Source organism: Tenacibaculum sp. ZH5_bin.1, from assembly GCF_042865525.1.
Classification (GTDB): domain Bacteria; phylum Bacteroidota; class Bacteroidia; order Flavobacteriales; family Flavobacteriaceae; genus Polaribacter; species Polaribacter mesophilus.
In genome coordinates this window covers 131,514-154,462 of sequence record NZ_JBEGIO010000003.1, presented here as the reverse complement: position 1 = coordinate 154,462, position 22,949 = coordinate 131,514, and the positions used below count along the sequence as shown (strand labels likewise).

The following is a 22,949-nucleotide window of genomic DNA, read 5'->3' as shown; positions in this document are numbered from 1 at the left end:
AATTTATTTTTTCAACTTATTGGATAGACCTTTCATAATTAAGAAAATAATTTCTGAAGTATGTATTGAAGAAAATAGTCGATTATTTTCTTCTATTGATAAACCATTATTAGTGCTCAATTTTTCCAAAGTGTACTCATTCAAGAATTCAACACTTTTTTTATAATCAATTTTTTGTTCACTCTTTATTGAATTATAATGATTTACAAAATCCTTATAGTTTTCATTTTGAGATGATTGCCATTCAAGTGTTAGCTCTTGAGGTATTTTCCCTTTAATGGCTTCAATTATTCGAGATGATATTCCTCCAAATATACCTATGAAATATACTGGAATATTCTCTTTGAGTGCTAAAATAGACTCCTCTAAAAGGCCTGGGTATTTACCTTTAAAATTGGACATACTACCTCCAGTAAAAATTCTAGCATCAGTATTACTTTGCATCTCTTCTCGCATTTTTGTAAGACTTTCAGCCCAAATGAATAGGTTCTCTTTTGTATTTGGTGGATAAAAATTTGATTGGTCAATTTTTAAGCTATCTGGCGGACTAATTTTGATTGGTTGCACTCCATTTTTTTTAAAATCTAGTAAATCGCTTTCTTCAAGATTTAGATAAATTGGAAAACTAAAGAAATTTTTAAAAAATAGTTCACCTACCTCATCTGAAGGTCTATATTGATACACCAATTCTGAAAATAGTCTTGTGTAACCATTATTTCTTAAGTCACCACCATAAATTAGAGTGCTTCCATGTATAATTAAAGCTCTTGTTATTTCAATAATAAGATTTTTTTGGTGTTCAAAAGAAAATCCTAAAGTATCTGTTTCTGGGCTATCACTGATAGAAATTGCAATATTTTGATTTGTAAAAAGGCTTCTTTCTTTCTCTTTTGAAACATCCTTTATTTCTTGAGCAACAAATTTGTCTAAATCCTTATTTGTTATATTCTTTTTATTATCTTTTTTCATAATTCTGGAATATAAGTTGGCAGCATTATTGGTGTTATAAATTTGATATTTTTATCAATATCATTTAAAAGGGTAATTTCTTCAATACCAATTGGCGGATCCGGATATAGTACTAAAAAAGGGTTTACTGCTTTATTTTCTTTCTTGAAATTCTCAATATCTATGTAGTTAAATAATTCTGGTGCTTTTGGTAGAACAATGCAACTATACTTTTTTTCTAAATCGTACATTTTCACTATAGATTTTAAATATAATTCATTGTACTTATCACTAATAACTTGTGCCAAAATAAGGTTTATGACCTCTTCAAAATTATTATCCCATAATATCGTTGGGAAATTACCACTATATGGAAAGCTTCGCTTTTCTCCTTTTTTTAAGTCTATAACAGCAATAATTGGGCATCTGTATCTTTTAGCAATAATTATTTCTCTTCTACACCATTCACGATCAGCGTATTCATCTGTATTGAAAATAATAAATGCTGAATTATCTATATTTGACTTAATTTCTTTTTCGAAATAATGACCATCTGCTATATCATTTGCATCAAAAAAAGCTTTAAGTTTAGTATTGCTGTATATATTATCTCTAAATTTTATTGCTAAATCAAGACCATCTTGTTTTGCATGAGAAATAAATAGTTTTATAGGCGGATCACTATCTTTTTCTTCATCAAAATTGTCCTTTAGGTTAAAAATGAATTTAGCAATCCCTTGTAAAAGTCTATGTTTAATAACTTTTAAATTAGCTTCTAAATTATTTCCTTCAGTAGGGCTTTGTTGTTCTGTTTTTATAAATTGACTTATAGTTAAATGTTTAGGGTTAAAGTCGAATGCATATTTACTAAAAGAAATAGGAAATATTCGGGTATTTGCCTGTTTGCTTTTAAGTAAATTATCTATGGCAACACGCCAATCAGAATCATTAAACATATGCTGGTCAACAAGTAAAACAACTGCATTTTTAGTAGATTCTGAAAATGGTATTTTTGCAAACACCTCATTAGCATATGGTAAGAATCTATAATTAACAGGGATATCGTATTTAGCATAGGTAACGTTACCGTTTTCACCGCTAAAAATATTGTATATGCTTTTTGCGTACTGTTCCCCTTCCATAAAATTTGGGTGCCAAATTACGTATATTGATAACGGGCTTTTAAACTTTTTCATGAGCACAAGTTCTTTTTTAATCTTGGAATGCTTGTATTAACAATTCTTTCTGATTCACTTCTTCTAGAAAATGCCATTTCAATAGCATCTTGTAGTTTTTTTCTATTTTCTGTCCAATCAATAACAACTGCATATCCTGAATCTATATTGGCCATAAATCTTTCTGAATAATTGTCTTCATTGTATGTGTCACCTAACCCATAATCCGCATGAGAAGGAAGCCTTATTCCTAATAAACCAGCATATCTGTCACCTACCTTTCTATTAAGAGCTCCTCCTATTTCCCAATCCACATGCATCCTACATTGTGTTTTTGGACCTAATAAGACTGCAAGAACAGTGGTGTCTTTCATATAACCTTCATTTATTAATCTATGAATATAATCATCACTATTTTCACCATCAATTTCTTCCATCATAACGGATTGATTAATTATTAAATCCCCAAACAAATTATCAAAATGTTCTCTTTTTTCTTGGTCATCATTATGATAATAACTCACAAAAACATTTCGTTTTGATATATTTCCCGGCAAACCGTAACCCCATTTAAAATAACCTTCTTCCATCCTAAAGTCCCCTTTTCTAAACCAATTACCATTGGTACTTTTGAAAATACCTCCTATAGTATGTCCTTCATTATATTTTTGAACTAACCAACTACGGTTTTTTGTTTCAAAATTTTCAACTGTTTTACCGTCTGTTGGGCTAATTAACACGTCTTCGATAAGCTGCCCATCTGGCCTAAAAGACAATTTTGATATTAAATATTCCATAAGTTTCAAATTTAAAGTTGCCAGTCTAAAATATTATCTAACGAATGAGCAGAATCAGAATGACTTTTTATGTATCCATAAGATTCTAGTATTGGCTGACTGCGTCCTATAATACCAGATAAATATGTGTTTAACGATTTTGTGCCTCTTACCACAGGTACTGTCTTAATATAATCTGGTAGTGATGCATCAGTAATGCCTTTAAGAGTTAATGCTCCAATAGTTGTTTTATCATACCCATAACCTATTTCCCACGGAACCCACTTTGAATAAATTGTTTTAGGCGAAATAACACAAAGCATATGAGTACTATTATTAATACCTTTTTTTATGCAACGTACTACACCTGCAGGATTATTAGTTTGAACCTGATGTTTTAAATCATAATCATATTCATCTAAATAAACATCTATTCCTGCTCTCATAATATATGCTGCTATCTTTTTACAATACTCTAAATCACTTTTATGATGACTAATGAATACACATTTAACACCGCCTAACAAGTTTTCCTTCGATTTAGATTCGTTTAAATGTAAAGCTCTATTTATACCTGCCATGTCTATATTTTAATTCCAAAAAAATTAATTGCATTTCTATCCACTCTAGCTATGTTGTTTCTAATTTCATGATTTGCATTATCACGTTTCCAAATAGCGTAATTAATCTTACTTTCTAAATCTCGCTCAACATTTTTCCATCTCATTGAGACTGCATAACCAGAATCAATATTCGCTTTTAATCTTTTGGGTATTGAATGGGTTTCCGTTGGCAAAAAAATGGCTAATAATCCTTTAGGTCTAAAAGACTTTTTAGGGTCTCTGCTATTTTTATAGGCTCTTAAAGATGCCCATAATTCCCAATCAATCCATTTCCTATGCCCTGTGCGTTCACCAATTAAAACAATTGTTACCGAGCAGGAACGCATTTTATTCCTTATTACTTTATAAATCTGTTCATCTGAATAATAAGAAATATCATTTTTAAGAGAATAATCTGCTACCCTCATACCTTGCTTAATGTTACGAAGTTCATCTACAAATTCCTGATCATATTCATGGTGATAACTCACAAAAAAGTTCCTAATTTTTCTAGGCATATTGATTATGGTTTATATGGTTAATCAAAAGAAAAAAGCCAATGTATAAACATTAGCTCTAAATTTTCTCTAAATAAATCTAGCTTTTTTTACACCATAAATATACTAATTATGTGTCTGATTTCTTACGGTTTACCTCATTTTGTTAAAATTTGTTTATGTTAAATTCTCTTATCCTTACTTTCCCTATCAAAAGCAATCAAATTGAAGAGTTGACGCATTCTTGAGCGGACTCGATTACCATATCTTTCTTCCAGTTCCTGGGCGTTTAAGTTTGTGGTTGCGTGGGTTCTAATCTTTCGCTGAAGAAATAAATCGTAGCGAGATAAGAGGATTTCGCCCATTACATTACAATCCTTTCCAAAATGGCGACCTGTTGTTTCTACACCCAAATCATCAAAACAATAGAAGTTATTGTTTCCGTATTCTTGGATAGTTTTGTACCCAATGTTATTGAAAGCAAATGTGATGTTTCTTGCTGGAATAACTTCATACGGTTTATGGTGTGGTACAATGTGCCTTAACAGTTTCATTAAACTGGTTTTTCCACAACCTACAGGACCAGATAATAGAATGCCCTTGTTGGGATCAATATTTAATTTTGTACAGGTTTCAAAATCACGAATGAAATAGATACACAACTTGTAAAGCACAACTTCATCCTCTTCATAAATCTTGAAGTTTTTGCCAAACAATAATTTCCCTTTGGCATCGAGATAAATGAGTATGCTTTTGAAATCATACTGAATACAATTGTCTTTTAACTCGCCAAGTTTGTATTGGACACCTTTTTCGATAATGATATGTGGTTGCTCATTTTTCATAAAGGTTCGTTGTAGTTTTTATTTTTAGTTGTCTTTAGGTTGTCCATATTTGGGACACTGCTATTTTGTTTTAAATCATTTTCAGAATCGTTAAAATCTATTTTTTTTAAATTTTTCTGTTTATTAATGTTTTTGTTTTCTATAGTTTGTATATGTTTATATATAGGTACCAGTGCTTGTCCACTGCTTGTCTCAATTTGAGTAGAGTTGTGTCCCACTACTTGTCCATTACTTGTCCCAAATTTGAACATCTTAATTTTACTCCCTCTATACGGATTGTGAGATGGGAAATACACAATATATTTCCAATGGTTTAATTCCTTGATACACCTGTGATAGGTAGATTTTGAACCTATTTTAGATAATTGCATAACCTCATCACGGTTTATAAAAAACTCTTCTAAAAATCGGTTTGAATTCCACAACTGAAATAAGGCTATATATAGGCTTATATGGGTTGGGTTTAAGCGACTATCTTTTGAGAATTGGTTGAAAACTGCGTTAAGGTGTTTGATATAGTTTACTTCTTCCATAAAATGAGATTCCGCATCAAGTGCGGAATGACAGAGCGTATTAAAACTTATTATGGATGCGGTTTTCCTCCATTACTTTTTGGATTTCTTCGTAATCGTAATAAATAACACCGCCTACTTTGGTGTAAGGCAAAGTGCCATTAATACGTAGATTTTGTAATGTTCCAGGTGAGATACTTAATAGATCGCGAACCTCTGGTGATTTGAGCCACTTTTTGGGTGCAAAACCTGACTGGTGGTTAATGATTGCTTTGATGTCTTCCAGTAATTCTTCTTTAAATTCACGAAGATCTTCAGTAGTGATAATTGTTGCTGCCATAGTAAAGTTTTAAGTTAAATAGCTACCGCCTTGAACTCTCATTCTCGGCAGCAGCTATTAATGATTTTTAATTAGATCCTGAAACGAGTTCAGGATGACAAAAAACTCTCACAGATATTTCGCTGTGCTCAATATGACAGTGAGAGTTTTACAGTGATTTGACTTTCGTTTGGCAAATATGAAGTGAATTAGTGAAGTTTATTCACAAGGAAAACCCAAGTTGGGTGATTTTATCTACTCATTTTTAATGAGTTATAATGTGTTTATTTGGTTTTTAGGAAAAACAATACATTACCCAAAAAGAAGTAATTCTTATGAAGAAAACCGAAAACTAAAAACACCCAAGTTGGGTGTTTTATTCGTCTGCATTTTCCATTCTTGTTACTAATGAATCTTTCATTTTATCAATGAATTTAGTTTGATTTGTTTTACGTGAACGAATCTCTAGATAGGTTCTGTAATAATCACCTAAATCTATATTAAATAAATGCTCACAGGCTGTTGCCATTTCTTTGATATCAGCTGTACCACTATTAATTGCTCCAGAACTTTGTAATGCATAAATAAGCTCTATTAAATCAGTCTTATTGGCTGTCCAGAATAATCTCGATTGATTTTGAAAAGGATTAATTACTGTTTCCATTCCGTTACTGTTTTCAAGTTTGTCAATTTCTTTTTTTAAATGCACGATGAGCATGTCATAAGCTAAAATTGTAGCTACGGTACTATCATGGCTAGTGGAAAACTTATCATCTAAAAAATAAGCAAATGATTCTGGATACAACCTAATATCTGCCTTACCTCTTAAAAAATATTGCTCATCTAAAAAAGTAGCGCCTCTTCTGAAATAATGATAAAACTCAATATTTTCGTTAAAGTAGTTTTGTAATTTATCGATGTACTTGTTGAAGTATTTTATTTGAGATTTGTTACTACTCCTTGGTCGTTTGCTTTCTATGTTAAATAACATTGTATAATAAATTAGCTTACTATACACTTGAGGTTTGACTTGTTTGAAAAAATGAATCTCATTTTGGATAGATTTAAAATTATCTTTTAAGACCATAGTACGTAATTGCTCTAATGCTCTTTTAGTAATTTTAACACCTTCTTCTGCCTTTGACAAAACATCTTCAACTTCGGTCTCTAAAAATTCAAGTTGGTTATCAAGCTGTTTTAATAATTTTAAATACACTTAACCGCTTTAGATAACTATTACATTAAAATTCCATTTTTTGACTCTATAGTTGGTGGTAGGTTAGTTTCCTTTAGCATTTCCCTTAAATCAATCTCAATTGTTCTGCAAAGTGATAACATAGGTATATCATTAGCCATACCTTGAAATGGGTTTTCGGAATAATCGCCAACTATTTCCATAACCACATACACCCAACCGATTAAAGATACAATAGGTATGGACAACCAAAAACCTAGACTACCAAGTGTCATCATTTCAGGAATCATACAAAAAGGCAATAAAGTAATAAAAACACCTATAAAATACCGGCTCATATTTGCATATTGTCTTGGAAGCGGAAATTTTTTAATTCGTTCATTTTTGCCTTGTAATGCATAAAAACTTTGAAGTACTTTTACCATTTCCATATGGCGAAAATCATCTATTAATTTTTGCTCTCTTATTTTTTTTAAATCTCTTGATTGTTCATTGATTATTTGTGTTGCAGTATTAGTATTAGCTATTAATCTTTCGTACTCATTTATCTGTAAAAAAGTTTTTAGTTCTAATCTTGTAACTTCATCATCAACTAGACCAACTCCATATTTGTTTTGATGCTTTTTTATAATTTTTTCTAAATGCCCTCCTTGACTAACATGTTCCCATGATGTAGGAATTAAAAGCTGACTTCTATGAGCATACAACCAAGCTATATGTCGATAGATTAGTCTTTGTTTTATAACATGAATCTCTTCATTTGTTTTATTAGTATCAGTAAAAAAATTAGTTATATACCCATCTACCATCATTCCCCACGTACGACTATCATTTACAATACCACCCCATATTTTACGAGCTTCCCATAAACGATCATAAGATTGATTATTCTTAAACCCAACATAAAAAGCTACAGCAGTACCTATAACTGATATAGGAATCCAAGGAATTTTAAAAGCTATAATATTAAAATAATATAATGATGCTATTAAGGATGTTAGTGGCATAAGCCAAATAAAATGCATACCAGTATTCTCCAGCATTCTCGACAGCCCAATACTTTTTGTTGTTAACATAATTTATTTAATTTTTAGAGACATTAGAAGTCTAATATAATGGCATTAATATCATTAACTTCTAATATTTGCTTATCGTACCCAATTTTAGATATACGAATCATTACTCTTGCTATATTTTTAATACTTGTATAAGGGAAAACTAATTTTAAAACAGGAAAGAGAATTTTATGGGTAATTCTATTATAACCTCTAAAGTTTTTTTGTTCAGGACTAGGCTTCATTAGTGCAGGGCGAAAGTTATAAGCATTTTTTCCTAATAAATCTATTAATGCATTTTCAGTTTTTCCTTTTATTCGGGCCCACATTACCTTACTATTTTCAGAAGTATCAGTTCCTGCCCCAGATATAAAACAAAAGACAAGGTTAGGATTTACCTCTTTAAGTACCTTGGCTATATTAAGTGTTAAATTATAGGTTAGTTTAGTGTAATTGGTCTCATTCATACCATTAGAAGATTTTCCTAACGCATAGAAGCAAGCATTGTAACCTATTAACCTATCCTTATACTGTGCAATAGTGTCCAAATCATTAACTAATAATTCTTCTAGTTTTTGGTGTCTCAAATGACTGGATCTTCTGCCTATTGAGAGGACTTTTACAGCTTCAGGATTGTGAAGGCATTCTAATAAAATACCTTCACCAACCATTCCTGTAGCACCGAATATGATTATTCTCATGTTCTCTATTTAGAGTGTTAATTATTCAGCAAAGACTTCACGTAATGCTTTCATATAATCTTCATCTTCATTATGATTTCTAATCTTTAGAAATGCTTTTAAGTCATACCCAATTACATATCTCAACTGATTTTTTTTATCAGTTGCTGCTTCGTAAATAGTTTTAGCAACATCTTCAGCAGAAGAACTTCCTCCGCTGTAAATGCTCTTAAAAACTTTGTCTGTATGTCTTAAGTAAGAATCGTAATCAACTAGCTTATCATCTATGGCAAAATGCTGCTTTGTTGTTTGTTCAAAATTTGTATCAATACTACCAGGTTCTATGATTTTTATCATAATTTTTTGGGATGCTAGTTCAAAGGATAAAGATTCAAAAAAACCTTCAAGAGCAAATTTTGAAGCTGCGTAAACTGATACTAAAGGTGTGGTAACACGACCGACACCAGATGTGATTGTAATAATGGTTCCCGCTTGATTTTTACGAAAATGGGGTAGTATTGCTCTAGTAACTTCCATTGCTCCAAAAAGGTTTACAGAAAATTGTTTTTGAATCTGTTCAGGGGTGGTTGCTTCAAAAAGTCCATGTTGGCCATAACCTGCGTTGTTTAGCAATACATCAATTTTGCCAAAATGTTTAATAGATTCTTGGATAATTTTTGGAAAGGTTAATGGTTCTTCAACATCTAGCTTTGATACCAGTACATTTTGACTATTTTTTAAAACAGTTTGTTTTTCAGGATTTCTCATAGTGGCAATTACATTCCAGCCTTTTTTAGCAAAATAAAGAGCCGTTGCTTGTCCAATACCAGATGATGCTCCAGTTATAAATATTGTATTATTCATTATAAGTGTTTTTGTAATTAAATAAACTTCTCATAAACTCAAGATATTTGCTTTCAGAAGTTTCTGTTCTTAATTTAATTATTGGGGTAATATCATTTCCTGAAACATAGCGTAAAGTTCTTTTATTATCTGTTGCGGCTTGATATATAACTTTTGCAATATCACTAGGCATAGAAATATTTTGTAAGGTTTTGCTATGTATCCTTTCCATTATGGTTTTCAAATTTTCAATGTACTCGGTGTAGCTTTCAGGTACTGTTGTTCTAGTAGAACTTTCTTCCAATCTGTGATGAAAGTTTGTAACCGTACTTCCTGGCTCTATTATTTTAACATCAATATTTTGTGAATCTAACTCGTATGCCAATGATTCAAAGAAACCTTCCAAAGCAAATTTACTAGCATTATAGACAGACATTAAGGGAACAGAAAAACGACCACTTCCGGAAGTAACTGTGATTATTCTTCCTTTACCTTGCTTTCTCATAACAGGCAACAATGCTTTTGTTACATTCATTGTTCCAAAAAGATTAACCTCGAATTGAGCTCTCATTTTTTCCTCTGAAATGGACTCAAAAACACCATACTGTGCATACCCAGCATTATTAAGTAAAACATCTATTCTCCCAAATTTTTTAATACTTGAGTTAATTGTATTTTTTATTGTTTTTGGTGAGGAAACATCTAATTCTGCTATCAAAATATTTGATTTTTTTGCCAATGCTTCACCATCATTAACATTTCGCATTGTGGCAATTACATTCCATCCTTTATTGGCAAAATAAAGAGCTGTAGCATTTCCGATACCTGAAGATGCTCCAGTAATTAAAATGGTCTGTTTCATATTTCAAGATTTATGTTGTTAAACCTTAAATATTTCTCGCATATGTCTTATGAAGGTTAAATCATCCATACTAGTTCTATCTTTAATCCATCCTTTAGCGTCATTACCCACAATATATCTAAACTGGTCGCTATCATCAGTAGTAGCTAGAAATGTGGTTTCAGCCACTTCTTCTGCAGATGCTATACCATGATGCATTGTTTCAAACTTTTTAGCAAAAGCACTAGTGTATTCGTTATAGTCAGTTAACTTCGAATCAAAAGCATAATTATCTTTTGCTACTTCATGGAAAGGTGTTGCAACACCACCAGGTTCTACTAATTTTAATGTAATGTTTTGAGAAGATAATTCGTAGGATAAAGATTCAGAAAACCCTTCTAATGCAAACTTGGAAGAATTATACAAAGAAATTAAAGGAATGCCTATTCTGCCTCCTGCAGAACTAATATTTATAATAGTTCCTTGTTTGTTATTTCTAAAATGTGGTAAAATAGCTCTTGTAACATTCATTGTTCCAAAAACATTAACACGGAATTGGTTTTCAATTTGATCGGGTGTGGCTGCTTCAAATAAGCCATATTGACCATATGCAGCATTATTTACTAAAGCATCAATTCTACCAAATTTTTCTATACCTTTTTTAATTGTGCTTTCTATTGTTTTGGGTTTGGTAATATCCATTTCAGTAACCAAAACGTTTTCTAATGTTGTTAGTTCTGTTTCTTTCTGATGGTCTAACATTGAAGCTATCACATTCCATCCTTTTTTTGAAAATAGTATTGCTGTAGCACGTCCTATTCCTGTCGAGGTTCCTGTTATTAAAATTGTTTTGTTCATAATCTTTGATTTTAAATTTATTTAAATTTTACAGTTCAAAGATCTATTTTACGTTACTCAATTTTAAACACGAATTACGGAATGTTAAACATAAATTACTGAAATTCAGATTTATTTATTTAGTGAAGTATTTAAAATAAAACTTATTCTGACCACCATGTTTTAAAAGATTGGTTTTCATCATCAACATAAACTTTTTCTCCAATAATCGGGGTCACTAAATCTAAATTGTATTCTCCTTGATTTATTTTATATACTTCATTTAACGGTTCATTCCAAGGGTGCATTGCTAATACAAATTTTGAAGAATGTACAGGAAATAGTCGTTTAGCTTTTAAATCGGTAGCAGCTTTAAGCACCTGTTCAGGTAATAAATGGATTGCTTCCCATGCAAGATTGTATTGTCCATTTTCAAGAATTGCCAAATCGAAAGGGCCATATTTGTCACCAATTTCTTTGAAATGGGTATCATAACCACTATCACCGCCAATATAGATTTTTCTATTATAACTCTCAATAACATAAGACATCCATAACGTATTATTTCGACTAAAACTTCTACCTGAAAAATGTCTTGCTGGTGTTGTATGAATGATTATTCCGTTTCCTAAATCTATAGTTTCATTCCAGTCTTTTTCTATAATTTTATCTGTGCTATAGTTCCAATGCTCAAAATGAGAGCCAACTCCTAAACCGCAAATTACAGTATTTACTTTATTGTTAAGTGCTTTAATAGTTTCGTAATCCAAGTGGTCATAATGATCGTGACTTATTAGCAGATAGTCAATATTTGGAAAATCGTTAACCGTATATATGTCTGATCCTTTAAACGATTTCACGCTTCCAGGAACAGGCGAAGCACTTCCGCTAAAAACAGGGTCAATTAAAAATCGTTTCCCATCTAATTGCATAAAATATGACGAATGACCAAACCATACGATCACATTTTCAGTTCTATCCAAATTGAGTAAATCCGTTTTTATAGAAGGAATTTCTTTTGTCGGTTTTAAATTGGGGTGCGATTTAAAAATTTGATCATATAAAACTCCAAGCATAGAGTACCCTTCGGTAATAGTTGGTGTGAAATTGGTGTTTTCAAACTTTCCATTTTTAAATCTGGGTGATTTTTTCATTATTTCAAGTCTGTCTCCATTTGGGTTTTTACCAAATTTTGGATTTTGCATATAAATGAATACCACTACTAAAAGAAGAGTTATTAAGGTTATGAGTGTAAGCATAGTTAGTTTGAAAATTTTAAAGAACTTTTTCATTTTTAGAAAAAAAAAGAGGTTAACACTTAATTTAATTGACGATACTTATGAGGTGTTAAGCCTGTTTTATTCTTAAATAGGCGACTAAAATAGTGTGGGTAGTTAAAGCCCAAAGTATAAGCTATTTCATTTATTGTGGTTGTATCACTCAACAAAAGTGTTTTAGCTTTATCAATAATAAAATTGTTTATATGCTCTTTAGCAGAAAAACCTGTTTCTTTTTTTAATAAATCACTTAAGTAATTAGTAGACAAGTTTATTTTCTCCGAAAAATACTCGATTGGTGGAATTCCCTTATTTGAAAAATTACCATTACCGTAATAATCTTTTAAAATTGTATTGAATTGGCTTACTATATCAGAATTTTGCGCAGAACGCGTGAGGAATTGACGCTCGTAATATCGATTGGAAAGATTTAAAAGTAATTCTATTGAAGACGCTATGACCGTTTGACTATGATTATCTATTCTACCTTTTATTTCTTCATGAATAATTGAGAAACATTCTACAACGGTTTTTTGTTCCGCATCAGATAAATGCAATGCCTCATGCACATCGTAACTAAAGAACTTGTAATTGTCAATGATTTTACCCAATGAGGTATTCATAATTAGGTTAGGATGAAAGAACATAATTTTTCCTCTAATTTCATTGAATTCCAGTTCTTGTTTAATGGTAATTAACTGGTTTGGCGCAGCAAAAACTAGAACTCCTTCATCAAAATCGTAAGAACTTCTGCCGTAATCAATACCACAGTCTTTATCTTTAAGCGATATGTAGTACATCCCTAAAGTTAGTTTTTTATCTACCCAATGAGATTCCAATTGCCAATCTGACACATCCATTACACTAATTAACGGATGAGTAGGCTTTTCCATTCCAAAAACCTCACAAAGCTTACTTATTGATTCAATATGTATAATTTCACCTTTCATTTTAAGCTACTTACATTTAAAAATACAAATTTCTGTATTGTATTTTTTTTTAATCAACACAAATTACTTAATAGATAACACTTTTTACTGCTATATGTTTACTTCGTTGAGAGATAATGTAAAATTTATTGTTATTTAAGCATTGGATTGTATTTCGCTTGTTTTTTTATCCGCAAATTTATTTCTCAAAATTTGCATATCCTCACTTACCTTGCGTTCAATAACTCTGGCATAAATTTGAGTAGTTGCTATTTTAGAATGGCCGAGTAGTTTTGACACAGTTTCTATAGGAACACCATTACTTAAAGTTATCGTAGTTGCGAAAGTGTGACGAGCAATGTGAAATGTTAGGTTCTTTTTAATTTTGCATAGGTCTGCAATTTCTTTTAAATATGAGTTGAGTTTTTGATTTGAAATGTTGGGAAATAATGTTTTTGTTTTTTTTGTTTTAATATGCCCTTTGTATTTCTGAATTAATTCTTCAGCAATTGGAAGTAATGGGATTTTTACTTTATTATGTGTTTTTTGTCTATTTGTGATTATCCACTTTCCGCCATCGATACCAAACGTAATATTATCTTCGTTGAGGTTCATTACATCAATGTATGATAAGCCTGTATAGCAACTGAAAACAAATAAATCCTTAACGAGCTCCAGTCTTTCTATTTCAAATTCCTTTTCGATAATGGCCTGTAGTTCATCTTCACTTAAAAACTCTCGCTCATTCTTGATATAGGTTGGTTTAAATTTTATAAAGGGATCTTTATCTATCCACTCCATCTTATAAGCTAATGTTACCATTTTTCGAAGTCGTTGAATATGCTTCATAACCGTATTGTTTTCCATTTGCTTTTGATGGTCCTCTGGAACATAGGAACGTAAAAACTTTTCAAAGTCAACCAGAAAGCGAAACGTTAATTGAGACAAGTAAATGTCTTGGATTTTCTTTTTGGTTAGAAATAGTTTGATATACTTTTGAGTAGTGAAATAATTCTTTAAAGTTCCATAACTTAAGGACTCACTCATTTGAGTGTTGTGATAATCTACCAATGTGAGTAAAGAATATTCTTCGTTATCTTCTCCCAGAAACCTTGCTTTAATAGATTGAGCACAGATAAAAGCTTTCTCTTTTACGAGTTCATCGTGAGCTTCATATATTCTATTTTTGACCTGGTCTAAATACCTGTTGAGTAGTCTTGATTCTTGTTTGTTCCCTCTCGCTTTTCCTTTGTTAGAATCCCATTCAGATACAATTACTTTTCGTTGTAAACTGATATTTGCACGTTTACCATTTACGGTTATTCGAGCATAAACAGAAACTTCATTATTAATTTTACGTGAAGCGCTTACCCAAAATGATAAGCTAAAGGTGGTTTGTGATTGCATAGTTGTCGTCTTTTTGTTAAACATTCATCGAGACGAAAGTCAAATCAACTATTTCAATTACAGTGTTTTAAGCATCTATTCGGTTAACACTTTTTTACTTTGCTAACTGTTAACCGAATTGTTAACCGAATTAAGTCATATTAATTCAATTCTTATGATAGTCTAAAAACTATAAAACCTTGTAAATCATACGATTTACAAGGTTTTAGTTTGTATTGGTATTAATTTTTGTCGGGGTGGCAGGATTCGAACCTGCGACCTCCTGCTCCCAAAGCAGGCGCGATGACCGGGCTACGCTACACCCCGAAAAGTGTAAAAATCGTAATGTAGTTTATCTCGATTAAAACGAGAGGCTACACCCTGTTTTTAATTGGGACTGCAAATGTAGAAAAAAAAAGTGAACTACAAATAAAAAAAAGAAACAATTATTAAATAATTTGACCTTATAAGGTAATAGTTAAAATATATTTAAAAGGATATAACTAGAAATAAAAAAAAATTACATTTGTAACTTCAAAAAATTCAAGATAATGGCAGAAAAAATTAAATGTTTGATTATTGGGTCTGGTCCAGCAGGTTACACAGCAGCAATATATGCAGCAAGGGCAGACATGAAACCAGTTATGTACACAGGAATGCAAATGGGAGGACAGTTAACAACCACTACAGAAGTTGATAATTTTCCAGGTTATCCAAAAGGTACTGATGGTACAGCAATGATGGAAGATTTAAAAAGTCAAGCAGAGCGTTTTGGAACAGATGTACGTTTTGGAATGGTAACTAAAGTAGAGTTTTCTAACGAAGAAGGAGGAATTCATAAAGTAATTGTGGATGAATCAACAGAAATAGAAGCTCAAACTGTTATTATTTCTACAGGAGCTACTGCTAAATATTTAGGTTTAGAAAGTGAGCAACGTTTAATTGGTGGTGGAGTTTCTGCTTGTGCTACTTGTGATGGGTTCTTTTATAAAGGACAAGATGTTGTTGTTGTTGGAGCAGGTGATACCGCAGCAGAAGAAGCAACCTATTTAGCTAACATTTGTAGTAAAGTTACGATGTTAGTTCGTAAAGATTATATGCGTGCTTCAAAGGCAATGCAACACCGCGTAAACAAAACAGAAAATATTACTGTTATGTATAACACTGAAATTGATGAGGTATTAGGTGAGAATGTTGTTGAAGGAGTTCGTGCTGTGAATAATGAAACAGGTGAAAAAACGGAGATTCCAGTAACAGGTGTATTTATTGCAATTGGGCACAAACCAAATACTGAATTGTTTAAAGATGTTTTAGACATGGATGAAACAGGTTATTTAATTACTAAAGGAAAATCTACTAAAACTAATTTACCAGGAGTTTTTGCTGCAGGTGATGTGCAAGACAAAGAATATCGTCAAGCTGTAACAGCTGCAGGTACAGGATGTATGGCGGCTTTAGATGCTGAACGTTACTTGGGAGCATTAGAATAAAACATAAAGTATATAAAATTAAAAAAGGGTACGCTAATACGTACCCTTTTTATTTTATTTAGAATTTTTTTCGCTTTCATGAATAAGCTGTCGAATCCAATCATTAGGAATCATATCAATAGTAAGGTTTATGCGTTCCTCATCACCATTATTAATAACTTTATGAGGATCGGTAAGTCGCATATACCAGCATTCCCCAGGTTTCATGAGTACGGGAGTGTTATTTAAGTAAAAAGTTACACTTTCATTGTTAAGAATAGGAATAGTAAGTCGTATTACTGATTTTTCAACCTCCAAACCTAAGGTAGGATCTGTGTGTTCCTTTACTGTTGAGTGTGGTGCTAGTCGAAGTAACCTAACTAAATTAACAGTAGTATTCTCTTTAAAAAAATCGATAACACTAGTTAAATACGGAGACTTTTTTAAGGCATTAGTATCCAACCAATCTGTCCAAGAACCATCAGCATAATCTTCAGCAGGGGGCGGAAAAGGTAATGAGGTATCCACTAAATGTGCGGGTGACCGTAAAGGAATTACATCATAATATTCAAAATTATCTAGCTGTAAAGCTTTAGCCTCTTCAAGCATTTTAGCGGTATTAAAGTTAAGAGGTAGCTTAATACGATCACTAAAAGCATTACTTGTCCTAGTAGTAACTGTTTCCATAGACCTATGTTTATAAAAGTTTGAGTTAGTATATTGTAAAACTACAAAAAAGTAGAATTTTTTTCCTAAGTGTTACATTTTTATAAAGTTACCTCTTTTATTCTAACCATTTGTAATTTATAAGCAAGTGTCACTTAATTTTTGACTATCAGATTTATAAACAGTTGGTATTGCTTGGTCTGCATTAATTTCAATACAAGTTAAATCAGGATTTCTGTCTACTCTTAAATCTTCAAGTTTCAAATTAGAACTAACATCTAAATTAGTAAGTAAATTACTAGTGATGTACAGATGTTTTAAATTGATAAATGAATGAATATTAATAGCATTTATTTGATTGTCTGAAGCTAAAAATGTTTCTAAAGGGCTAATGTCATCAATACTAATAGAAGTAATTTTATTACTTGTTAATACAACACTTTTTAATTTTGAGGTGTCTTCTGTTTTAAATGAAGTTAGTAAATTGTTAGTTACCGTCAATTCTTCTAAAGAATTATTAGATATATTTAAATGAGTTAATTTATTAAAAGATAAATTTAATATTTTAAGCTTACCAGCTTTTTCCAAGCCTGTAATAGTGGTAAGGTCGTTAGAATGAATATCTGCTAAAAGAAGATTAGGATTATTACTAAGATCAATAGTAGTTAAGTAGTTTGCGTTTAAATATAAGGTGTCTAACTTTGTGTTAGAGCTTAGGTTAATAGCTTTAATCTTTTGTCCAGCAGCAGATAAATACGTTAAGTTTGAAAAAGCTTCAATACCAGTTAAGTCACTCGTTTCACCAAAACTACGATCTAAGTTTAAGTTTAAACGAGTAATTTTTTTTGCATCTTCTATTGATATTTTTTGATTAATACTACCATCACTATCTAACTTTTGTTCTACTAATATTGCCTCAAAATGTTTATCAGGTATGCTAATATAAACATCATTTCCAGTATCAGGAGTCTCATCGTCACTAGAACAAGAGGAAAAAATGAATAGAGCTAAGGCAAGTGTAGTGTAAGCAATTTTATATTTTAAAAATAAAGATTTCATAAGCTGTTTAATTTTTTAAGCGTAGTTTTAATTTATGAGATATTGTTATTATTTTAATTTTTAGGAGCAAAATACAGCGAGTAAGATTTAGGAATAGGAGTTTTTTAAAGTTAACTTTTCCAATTTTTATTCAAGTTATAAAAATACAAAAAGTGACTCTGATGATTTATCAGAGCCACTGTTATTTTTATGCTAAAAAAAATAAGGATATTAAAGATACCTATCAGTTTCCTCTATTTCAAGGTCATTAATACTGGCATATCTTTTTTTCATTTGTCCGTTATTGTCAAACTCCCAGTTTTCATTACCATAAGCTCTATACCATTTGCCTTCTTTGTTCTGATATTCATATTCAAAGCGTACAGCAATTCTATTTTCACTGTGAGCCCAATATTCTTTTTTTAGTTTATAATTAAGCTCATTTTGCCACTTTTTACTCAGGAAGTTAATAATTTCTTCTCTACCATTTACAAAAGTGTCTCTATTTCTCCATTCACTATCTATAGTGTAAGCTAATGCAATTTTTTCAGGATTTTGAGAGTTCCAAGCATCTTCTGCTAGTTGAATTTTTTGTTTAGCTGTTTCAAGAGTAAAAGGAGGGAGTGGATGTTTCTGTTCCATAATAATTATAGTAAGTTTTGTATTATTTTTTTTGATTTATATACTATTTCATTTGATTTGAAGAGTTGACTTTCTATGATAGCACTTTCAAAAAGTAGGTAAATATGGGTAGCTAGTAATTCGTTATCTGTTAACTCCTGAAAAAAATTATTCAATTCTTTTTTATGAGATTGAATCACTAGGAGTATAGTTTCTTGCTCTTTTGATATTTCTGATAGAATATTCAAAAAACTACACCCCCTGAAATCCTCTTTTGTATTCATATGAGCTACAAAATCAAAAGAAAGGAGTATTGTGTCTTTTGAATTTTTACTTTTTGAAGTAAACTTAAATAGTTCTTTAAACCAAAATTCGTGTCTATTGTTTAAGAAGTCGACACACAAAGCATCTTTTGATTTAAAGTACTGATAAAAACTTGCTTTGGCTACTTTAGCTTCTTTAATAACTTGGTTAATACCCGTGCTGTTGTAACCTTGTTGATGAAATAAATGCGCTACAGTTTCTAATATACGTTCTCTAGGGCTACTCATATTCTTAATTTTTGTCAAAGTTATATGAATTTTTAAGAACAGACAAGTCTGTTCGTAGTTTTAACATTTTTAGTTTAATAAATAAACTAATTCTGTGGAAGTTATTTATACTTCCACATTTTTTATATGCCAAGAGTTAAATCATTTAATGAAGAAGAAGCATTAACCAAAGCAATGTGTTTGTTTTGGAAACGAAGGCTATTCAGCAACTTTTGTTTAAGATTTGGTTTACCATTTAGGAATTAATAGGGCTAGTTTATATGATACTTTTGGAGATAAAAAAGAGCTATCAAACTCTATCAATGTAGCCTTGTCTTTACTTACTTAGTTTTAAAATTCGAAAAGCTCCTTGAATTACTAAAACAAAAACAATGGTTCCAATAATCAAATCAGGTTTGCTCGAACTTAACCAATTTACCAAAAGTCCAGCGATTATAACTCCTAAATTGATAATCACGTCATTCGAGGTAAAAATCATACTCGCTTTCATATGTGCCTCTTCTTTGCTTTTTGACTTTTGCAAAATGTAAAGACAAATTCCGTTTGCGATAAGTGCAAAAATCGAAACGATAATCATTGTCGAAAAATCGGGAAGTTTCTCGTCTCCGAAAAATCTTCTTAAAACTTCCACAAATCCAATAATCGCAAGTGTGATTTGAAAATATCCAGCAAGTTTTGCAATCCGCTTTTTCTTAATCAACGTTCCGCCAACTGCAAACAAGCTAATTCCGTAAACGAAACTGTCGGCAAGCATATCCAGGCTGTCGGCAACAAGTCCCATTGATTTTGAGATTATTCCTGTTGTCATTTCGATAATAAAAAAGACAAAATTTATCGCCAGTACAATCCAAAGTAGCTTTTTTTGGTTGGTGTTTTCTACAAAATCTTTTTCGTTGGTTTCTTCGGTCGAGATTTTCTTTCCGCCTAATTTTAATTCGATAATTGACTTTTCAATTTGGTCGTTATGACCATCGTGAAAAACGGTCAATTTTCGGTTTGGAATGTCAAAATCAAGATTTTTGATTTCTTGAATTCCGTCCAGTTTCATTCGGATTAGATTTTCCTCTGAAGGACAATCCATCTTACTGATTTCAAATATCGTTTTGTTCATTTTAGTCGTCATCTTCGTTTCCAAAAGGTTTGATAATTACTCCAACGCTAAATATAAAACCGTCTGTTGGTGCATATATTTCGGGAAATTCTGGATTGTCGTGTGGTGGCAAAACCAAAGGCGAGAACCTGCTTTGTCTTCTATCGGTAAAGTTTTCAAAATTCACAAAAGTTGTTCCCCATTTAAAATTTCGCATTGCCACAAAACCCATTGTTATGAAGTCGGTTGTTTCTGTTCCATTAGACAAAAATTGCTTTCCTGTGTAAAACGTTTCATAACCGATTCGCCATTTTTCAGATTCGTACATCAAAACACTTCCTGCGTTATGTTTTGCTGTCAAAGGTTTTTGAGGATTGCCAGCTAAATAGTTCAACCTTGTGTCAATGAGTGCATAATTTAGGAACCACCTAAAATCTTTATAGGTAAACTTGATGTTTGTTTCAGCACCTTTGCTCAAAATTTCATCTGTTGCATTCTCAAATTGGAAAAATCCATTATCAGTTGAATTTAACAGTAATGCATCATTAATCGCAGTTACATAAAACAGTTGATTAATAGAAAAACCAACAGTTTCAAATAAACGTGTTTGATAGTTGAAATCAAGATTTACACCATAAGAACGTTCCGCATTTAGTGAAGATTTATCAATACCAAGTACATTTCTAAAATTGATAAATTCCGCCTCTTCTGTAAAAATATCTGGAATTTTGTAACCTAATCCACCACCAATTCTGCTCGAAAATCCACTATCGTTTTTGTATAGCAATGAAACTCTTGGAAGCGGAAAGAATCCAAAATCAGTATTGTAATCTGCTCGTAATCCTGTTTCCAAAATCCAATTATCCGAAATGTCATAAATATTATTTACAAATGCTCCGAATGTTATGTCTGTTTGGTCACGTTGCAAAGTCACATTATTATTTTCATCAAAAGCAGAAGTATAGAGATTTGCACCAAAAATCCAATCTGTTTTATTGGCGGACTTTTGATAGTTTATTTCCGTGAATGTATTGGTTTGTTTACCATCAAAAACAAAATCGGGAATGGTTAGTTTTCTATCAAAGAATGAGATGCTGTTTTTAATATTTAATGAACTAACCGAATCTAATTGAGTTTCGTAAACCGCTTGACTGCTCAACCTTTTTGATAGATTTTCTTCGGTATATTGATGGATGCCATTTGCGCCACTTTCAATTTTTGTGATGTCGCCACCAATTCTGTCGTCATACGTTCCGTTTAAGCTAAACCAAAATGTTGTTTTTTCTGATGGATAATAAAAGAATTTTGGGTTGAAAGAAATAGATGTTGTTTGTGGTAAATTACTAAAGCCATCATCTTCTGGGTCGTAAGCCTTTTGATAATGACCTGAACCGTATAATGAAACTCCAAATTTTTCATTTCGTTTGCTATAAAATACATTAGCTGTACTTCCTAATGCTTGTGTTTGTGTCAACATAATATCCAAAGTTGGCTCTTCGTCAGGTGTTTTTGATACCATATTTATCAAACCTCCAATTGCTCCACCACCATAAAGTGTTGATGAACTTCCTTTAATGATTTCAAATTGTTTTAAGTCCAATGGCGGAATTTGCAGAATACTCAAACCGCTTGAAAATCCGCCATAAAGTGGAAATCCATCTCGTAAAAGTTGTGTGTAACGTCCATCAAGACCTTGAATTCTAATGTTGGTATTCGCACTACTTAAAGAAGTTTGTTGCATCTGTATTCCTGTACTTTCCCGAAGTACCATTGAAATATTGGTTGGGTTCATTACCGCTTTTTCGCCTAATTCTTCCGCTCCAATAAATTCAATTCGAGTTGGAATTTTTCTAACAGTTCGTGTACTTCTTGAAGATTGTATGACAACTTCGTCAAGTTCATTACCTCCAGATTCGAGCTTGAAAGCGAACTCCTTTTTTGTTCCAACATCAATAGTAGTTTCTATGGTTTTGAAGCCTATGTATGAAATTTTTATAATATGGTTTCCATTTGGGATTTCTGTAAATGTGGCAATTCCGTCAAAATCTGTTACTGCTCCTTTTTCTAATTCTTCAAAATAGACCGTAGCACCCAATAATGGTTCGTTGGTTTCTGCATCGCTAACACAAATGGAAATATCGCTCGTCTGTGCGAAAGATATAATTGATACGAATAGAAATAATGTGTTTAAAAATATGTTTTTCATCTGCTTATTCTGGTTTAAAAGAATAATGCAAATGTATTTAGGATTTACTGCAACTCGATTGCAAAGATTACTTGTTGCAGTTGTCGCACAAGCCTTTTACGACCATATTTGCTTGTTGTAACTTAAAGTTTTCGGGAAGTTGAATTTTTGGAATAGGAACATCAAAAAGGCAGAATGTTTTATCGCAGTTTGTGCAATAAAAATGATAGTGCAAATCCTTTGGGTCGCAGTTACAGCCTTTGGCACAAACCGCATATTTGGTCATTCCAGAACCATCTTCAATGCTGTGGATGACTTTGTTTTCCTCAAATGTTTTGAGTGTTCTGAAAATCGAACTTCTGTCCATGTATGCCAATGCGTTTTCAATATCTTTTAAAGATTGGGCTTTTTCTTGGCTCAAAAGATGACGTAAAACCACAGTTCTGACTGCGGTGTTTTTCACTTTTTTTATTTTTAGGATTTCTTCTTCGGTTTGCATTTTCCTAATGTATCATTTTTTTCGAGCGTTGGCGAAAAACAGCTCTTTTATTTTTTTCAGCGGTGGCTTTTTGCGGTTGGAAAAAAATAAATGTGCTGTTTGTGCGGTTGGCT

Annotated in this window: 25 protein-coding genes and 1 tRNA gene; 1 reads left to right on the top strand and 25 read right to left on the bottom strand. The window is 31.7% G+C overall.

What is annotated here, in order from left to right; genetic code table 11:
* Positions 1-3: 3 nt before the first annotated feature.
* The 18 genes from ABHQ57_RS10975 to ABHQ57_RS10890 form a co-directional block, all read right to left on the bottom strand.
* A complete protein-coding gene (locus ABHQ57_RS10975) occupies positions 4-969 on the bottom strand; it encodes a hypothetical protein (protein ID WP_167714231.1) in 966 nt (321 codons plus the stop codon).
* Positions 966-2,144, bottom strand: coding sequence for a toll/interleukin-1 receptor domain-containing protein (locus tag ABHQ57_RS10970; protein ID WP_167714230.1), 1,179 nt, complete (start codon positions 2,142-2,144; stop codon positions 966-968). Before ABHQ57_RS10970 ends, ABHQ57_RS10975 begins: the two co-directional genes overlap by 4 nt.
* Positions 2,141-2,920 (bottom strand): TIR domain-containing protein, encoded by a 780-nt coding sequence (locus tag ABHQ57_RS10965; protein WP_167714229.1) that lies wholly within the window; start codon positions 2,918-2,920, stop codon positions 2,141-2,143. Before ABHQ57_RS10965 ends, ABHQ57_RS10970 begins: the two co-directional genes overlap by 4 nt.
* A gap of 11 nt (positions 2,921-2,931) precedes the next feature.
* Positions 2,932-3,480, bottom strand: a complete 549-nt coding sequence (locus tag ABHQ57_RS10960; protein ID WP_167714228.1) for a toll/interleukin-1 receptor domain-containing protein — start codon at positions 3,478-3,480, stop codon at positions 2,932-2,934.
* Between the two features lie 2 nt (positions 3,481-3,482).
* Positions 3,483-4,019, bottom strand: coding sequence for a TIR domain-containing protein (locus ABHQ57_RS10955; protein ID WP_167714227.1), 537 nt, complete (start codon positions 4,017-4,019; stop codon positions 3,483-3,485).
* A 161-nt stretch (positions 4,020-4,180) separates the two neighbouring features.
* On the bottom strand, positions 4,181-4,843 hold the full coding sequence (locus ABHQ57_RS10950; protein ID WP_389863698.1) for an ATPase: 663 nt from the start codon (positions 4,841-4,843) through the stop codon (positions 4,181-4,183).
* Positions 4,840-5,376, bottom strand: a complete 537-nt coding sequence (locus ABHQ57_RS10945) for a hypothetical protein (protein ID WP_167714225.1) — start codon at positions 5,374-5,376, stop codon at positions 4,840-4,842. The genes ABHQ57_RS10950 and ABHQ57_RS10945 overlap by 4 nt, the downstream gene beginning before the upstream one ends.
* A 40-nt stretch (positions 5,377-5,416) precedes the next feature.
* Positions 5,417-5,695, bottom strand: a complete 279-nt coding sequence (locus tag ABHQ57_RS10940; protein ID WP_167714224.1) for a helix-turn-helix domain-containing protein — start codon at positions 5,693-5,695, stop codon at positions 5,417-5,419.
* 355 nt (positions 5,696-6,050) lie between these two features.
* Positions 6,051-6,890: an RteC domain-containing protein gene (locus ABHQ57_RS10935; protein ID WP_167714223.1), complete on the bottom strand. Its 840-nt coding sequence runs from the start codon at positions 6,888-6,890 to the stop codon at positions 6,051-6,053.
* A 20-nt stretch (positions 6,891-6,910) separates the two neighbouring features.
* Positions 6,911-7,876: a bestrophin family protein gene (locus ABHQ57_RS10930; RefSeq protein ID WP_231128432.1), complete on the bottom strand. Its 966-nt coding sequence runs from the start codon at positions 7,874-7,876 to the stop codon at positions 6,911-6,913.
* Between the two features lie 92 nt (positions 7,877-7,968).
* Positions 7,969-8,625 (bottom strand): NAD-dependent epimerase/dehydratase family protein, encoded by a 657-nt coding sequence (locus tag ABHQ57_RS10925; protein WP_167714221.1) that lies wholly within the window; start codon positions 8,623-8,625, stop codon positions 7,969-7,971.
* Positions 8,626-8,646: 21 nt separating this feature from the next.
* The gene (locus ABHQ57_RS10920) at positions 8,647-9,468 is read right to left on the bottom strand and encodes an SDR family oxidoreductase (RefSeq protein ID WP_167714220.1); all 822 of its coding nucleotides are present in this window, start codon (positions 9,466-9,468) and stop codon (positions 8,647-8,649) included.
* On the bottom strand, positions 9,461-10,309 hold the full coding sequence (locus ABHQ57_RS10915) for an SDR family oxidoreductase (protein WP_167714219.1): 849 nt from the start codon (positions 10,307-10,309) through the stop codon (positions 9,461-9,463). The genes ABHQ57_RS10920 and ABHQ57_RS10915 overlap by 8 nt, the downstream gene beginning before the upstream one ends.
* A gap of 18 nt (positions 10,310-10,327) precedes the next feature.
* Complete coding sequence (locus ABHQ57_RS10910; protein ID WP_167714218.1) at positions 10,328-11,146, bottom strand: SDR family oxidoreductase; 819 nt, start codon at positions 11,144-11,146, stop codon at positions 10,328-10,330.
* A 143-nt stretch (positions 11,147-11,289) separates the two neighbouring features.
* Positions 11,290-12,384: an MBL fold metallo-hydrolase gene (locus tag ABHQ57_RS10905; RefSeq protein ID WP_196781639.1), complete on the bottom strand. Its 1,095-nt coding sequence runs from the start codon at positions 12,382-12,384 to the stop codon at positions 11,290-11,292.
* A gap of 59 nt (positions 12,385-12,443) precedes the next feature.
* Positions 12,444-13,352, bottom strand: coding sequence for an AraC family transcriptional regulator (locus tag ABHQ57_RS10900; protein WP_167714216.1), 909 nt, complete (start codon positions 13,350-13,352; stop codon positions 12,444-12,446).
* Positions 13,353-13,487: 135 nt separating this feature from the next.
* Positions 13,488-14,738 carry a site-specific integrase gene (locus tag ABHQ57_RS10895; protein WP_167714215.1) on the bottom strand — a complete coding sequence of 417 codons (1,251 nt, stop codon included), beginning with the start codon at positions 14,736-14,738 and terminating at the stop codon, positions 13,488-13,490.
* 231 nt (positions 14,739-14,969) lie between these two features.
* Positions 14,970-15,044, bottom strand: a tRNA-Pro gene (locus tag ABHQ57_RS10890).
* A gap of 224 nt (positions 15,045-15,268) precedes the next feature.
* Between ABHQ57_RS10890 and trxB the strand changes: the two genes are divergently transcribed.
* The gene (trxB, locus tag ABHQ57_RS10885) at positions 15,269-16,207 is read left to right on the top strand and encodes a thioredoxin-disulfide reductase (RefSeq protein WP_047790172.1); all 939 of its coding nucleotides are present in this window, start codon (positions 15,269-15,271) and stop codon (positions 16,205-16,207) included.
* Between the two features lie 54 nt (positions 16,208-16,261).
* On the opposite strand, the gene ABHQ57_RS10880 is transcribed toward trxB, so the two are convergent.
* The 7 genes from ABHQ57_RS10880 to ABHQ57_RS10850 form a co-directional block, all read right to left on the bottom strand.
* The gene (locus ABHQ57_RS10880) at positions 16,262-16,873 is read right to left on the bottom strand and encodes an aspartyl/asparaginyl beta-hydroxylase domain-containing protein (protein WP_389863692.1); all 612 of its coding nucleotides are present in this window, start codon (positions 16,871-16,873) and stop codon (positions 16,262-16,264) included.
* A gap of 117 nt (positions 16,874-16,990) precedes the next feature.
* Positions 16,991-17,911, bottom strand: a complete 921-nt coding sequence (locus ABHQ57_RS10875; RefSeq protein WP_389863689.1) for a hypothetical protein — start codon at positions 17,909-17,911, stop codon at positions 16,991-16,993.
* A gap of 210 nt (positions 17,912-18,121) precedes the next feature.
* Complete coding sequence (locus tag ABHQ57_RS10870) at positions 18,122-18,532, bottom strand: nuclear transport factor 2 family protein (protein WP_047790170.1); 411 nt, start codon at positions 18,530-18,532, stop codon at positions 18,122-18,124.
* A gap of 5 nt (positions 18,533-18,537) precedes the next feature.
* Positions 18,538-19,062, bottom strand: a complete 525-nt coding sequence (locus ABHQ57_RS10865) for a TetR/AcrR family transcriptional regulator (RefSeq protein WP_349265100.1) — start codon at positions 19,060-19,062, stop codon at positions 18,538-18,540.
* Between the two features lie 316 nt (positions 19,063-19,378).
* Positions 19,379-20,173 carry a cation transporter gene (locus tag ABHQ57_RS10860; RefSeq protein WP_253057082.1) on the bottom strand — a complete coding sequence of 265 codons (795 nt, stop codon included), beginning with the start codon at positions 20,171-20,173 and terminating at the stop codon, positions 19,379-19,381.
* A gap of 1 nt (position 20,174) precedes the next feature.
* The gene (locus ABHQ57_RS10855) at positions 20,175-22,358 is read right to left on the bottom strand and encodes a TonB-dependent receptor domain-containing protein (protein WP_389863684.1); all 2,184 of its coding nucleotides are present in this window, start codon (positions 22,356-22,358) and stop codon (positions 20,175-20,177) included.
* A 67-nt stretch (positions 22,359-22,425) separates the two neighbouring features.
* Positions 22,426-22,836 carry a Fur family transcriptional regulator gene (locus tag ABHQ57_RS10850; protein ID WP_073184592.1) on the bottom strand — a complete coding sequence of 137 codons (411 nt, stop codon included), beginning with the start codon at positions 22,834-22,836 and terminating at the stop codon, positions 22,426-22,428.
* Positions 22,837-22,949 lie beyond the last annotated feature (113 nt).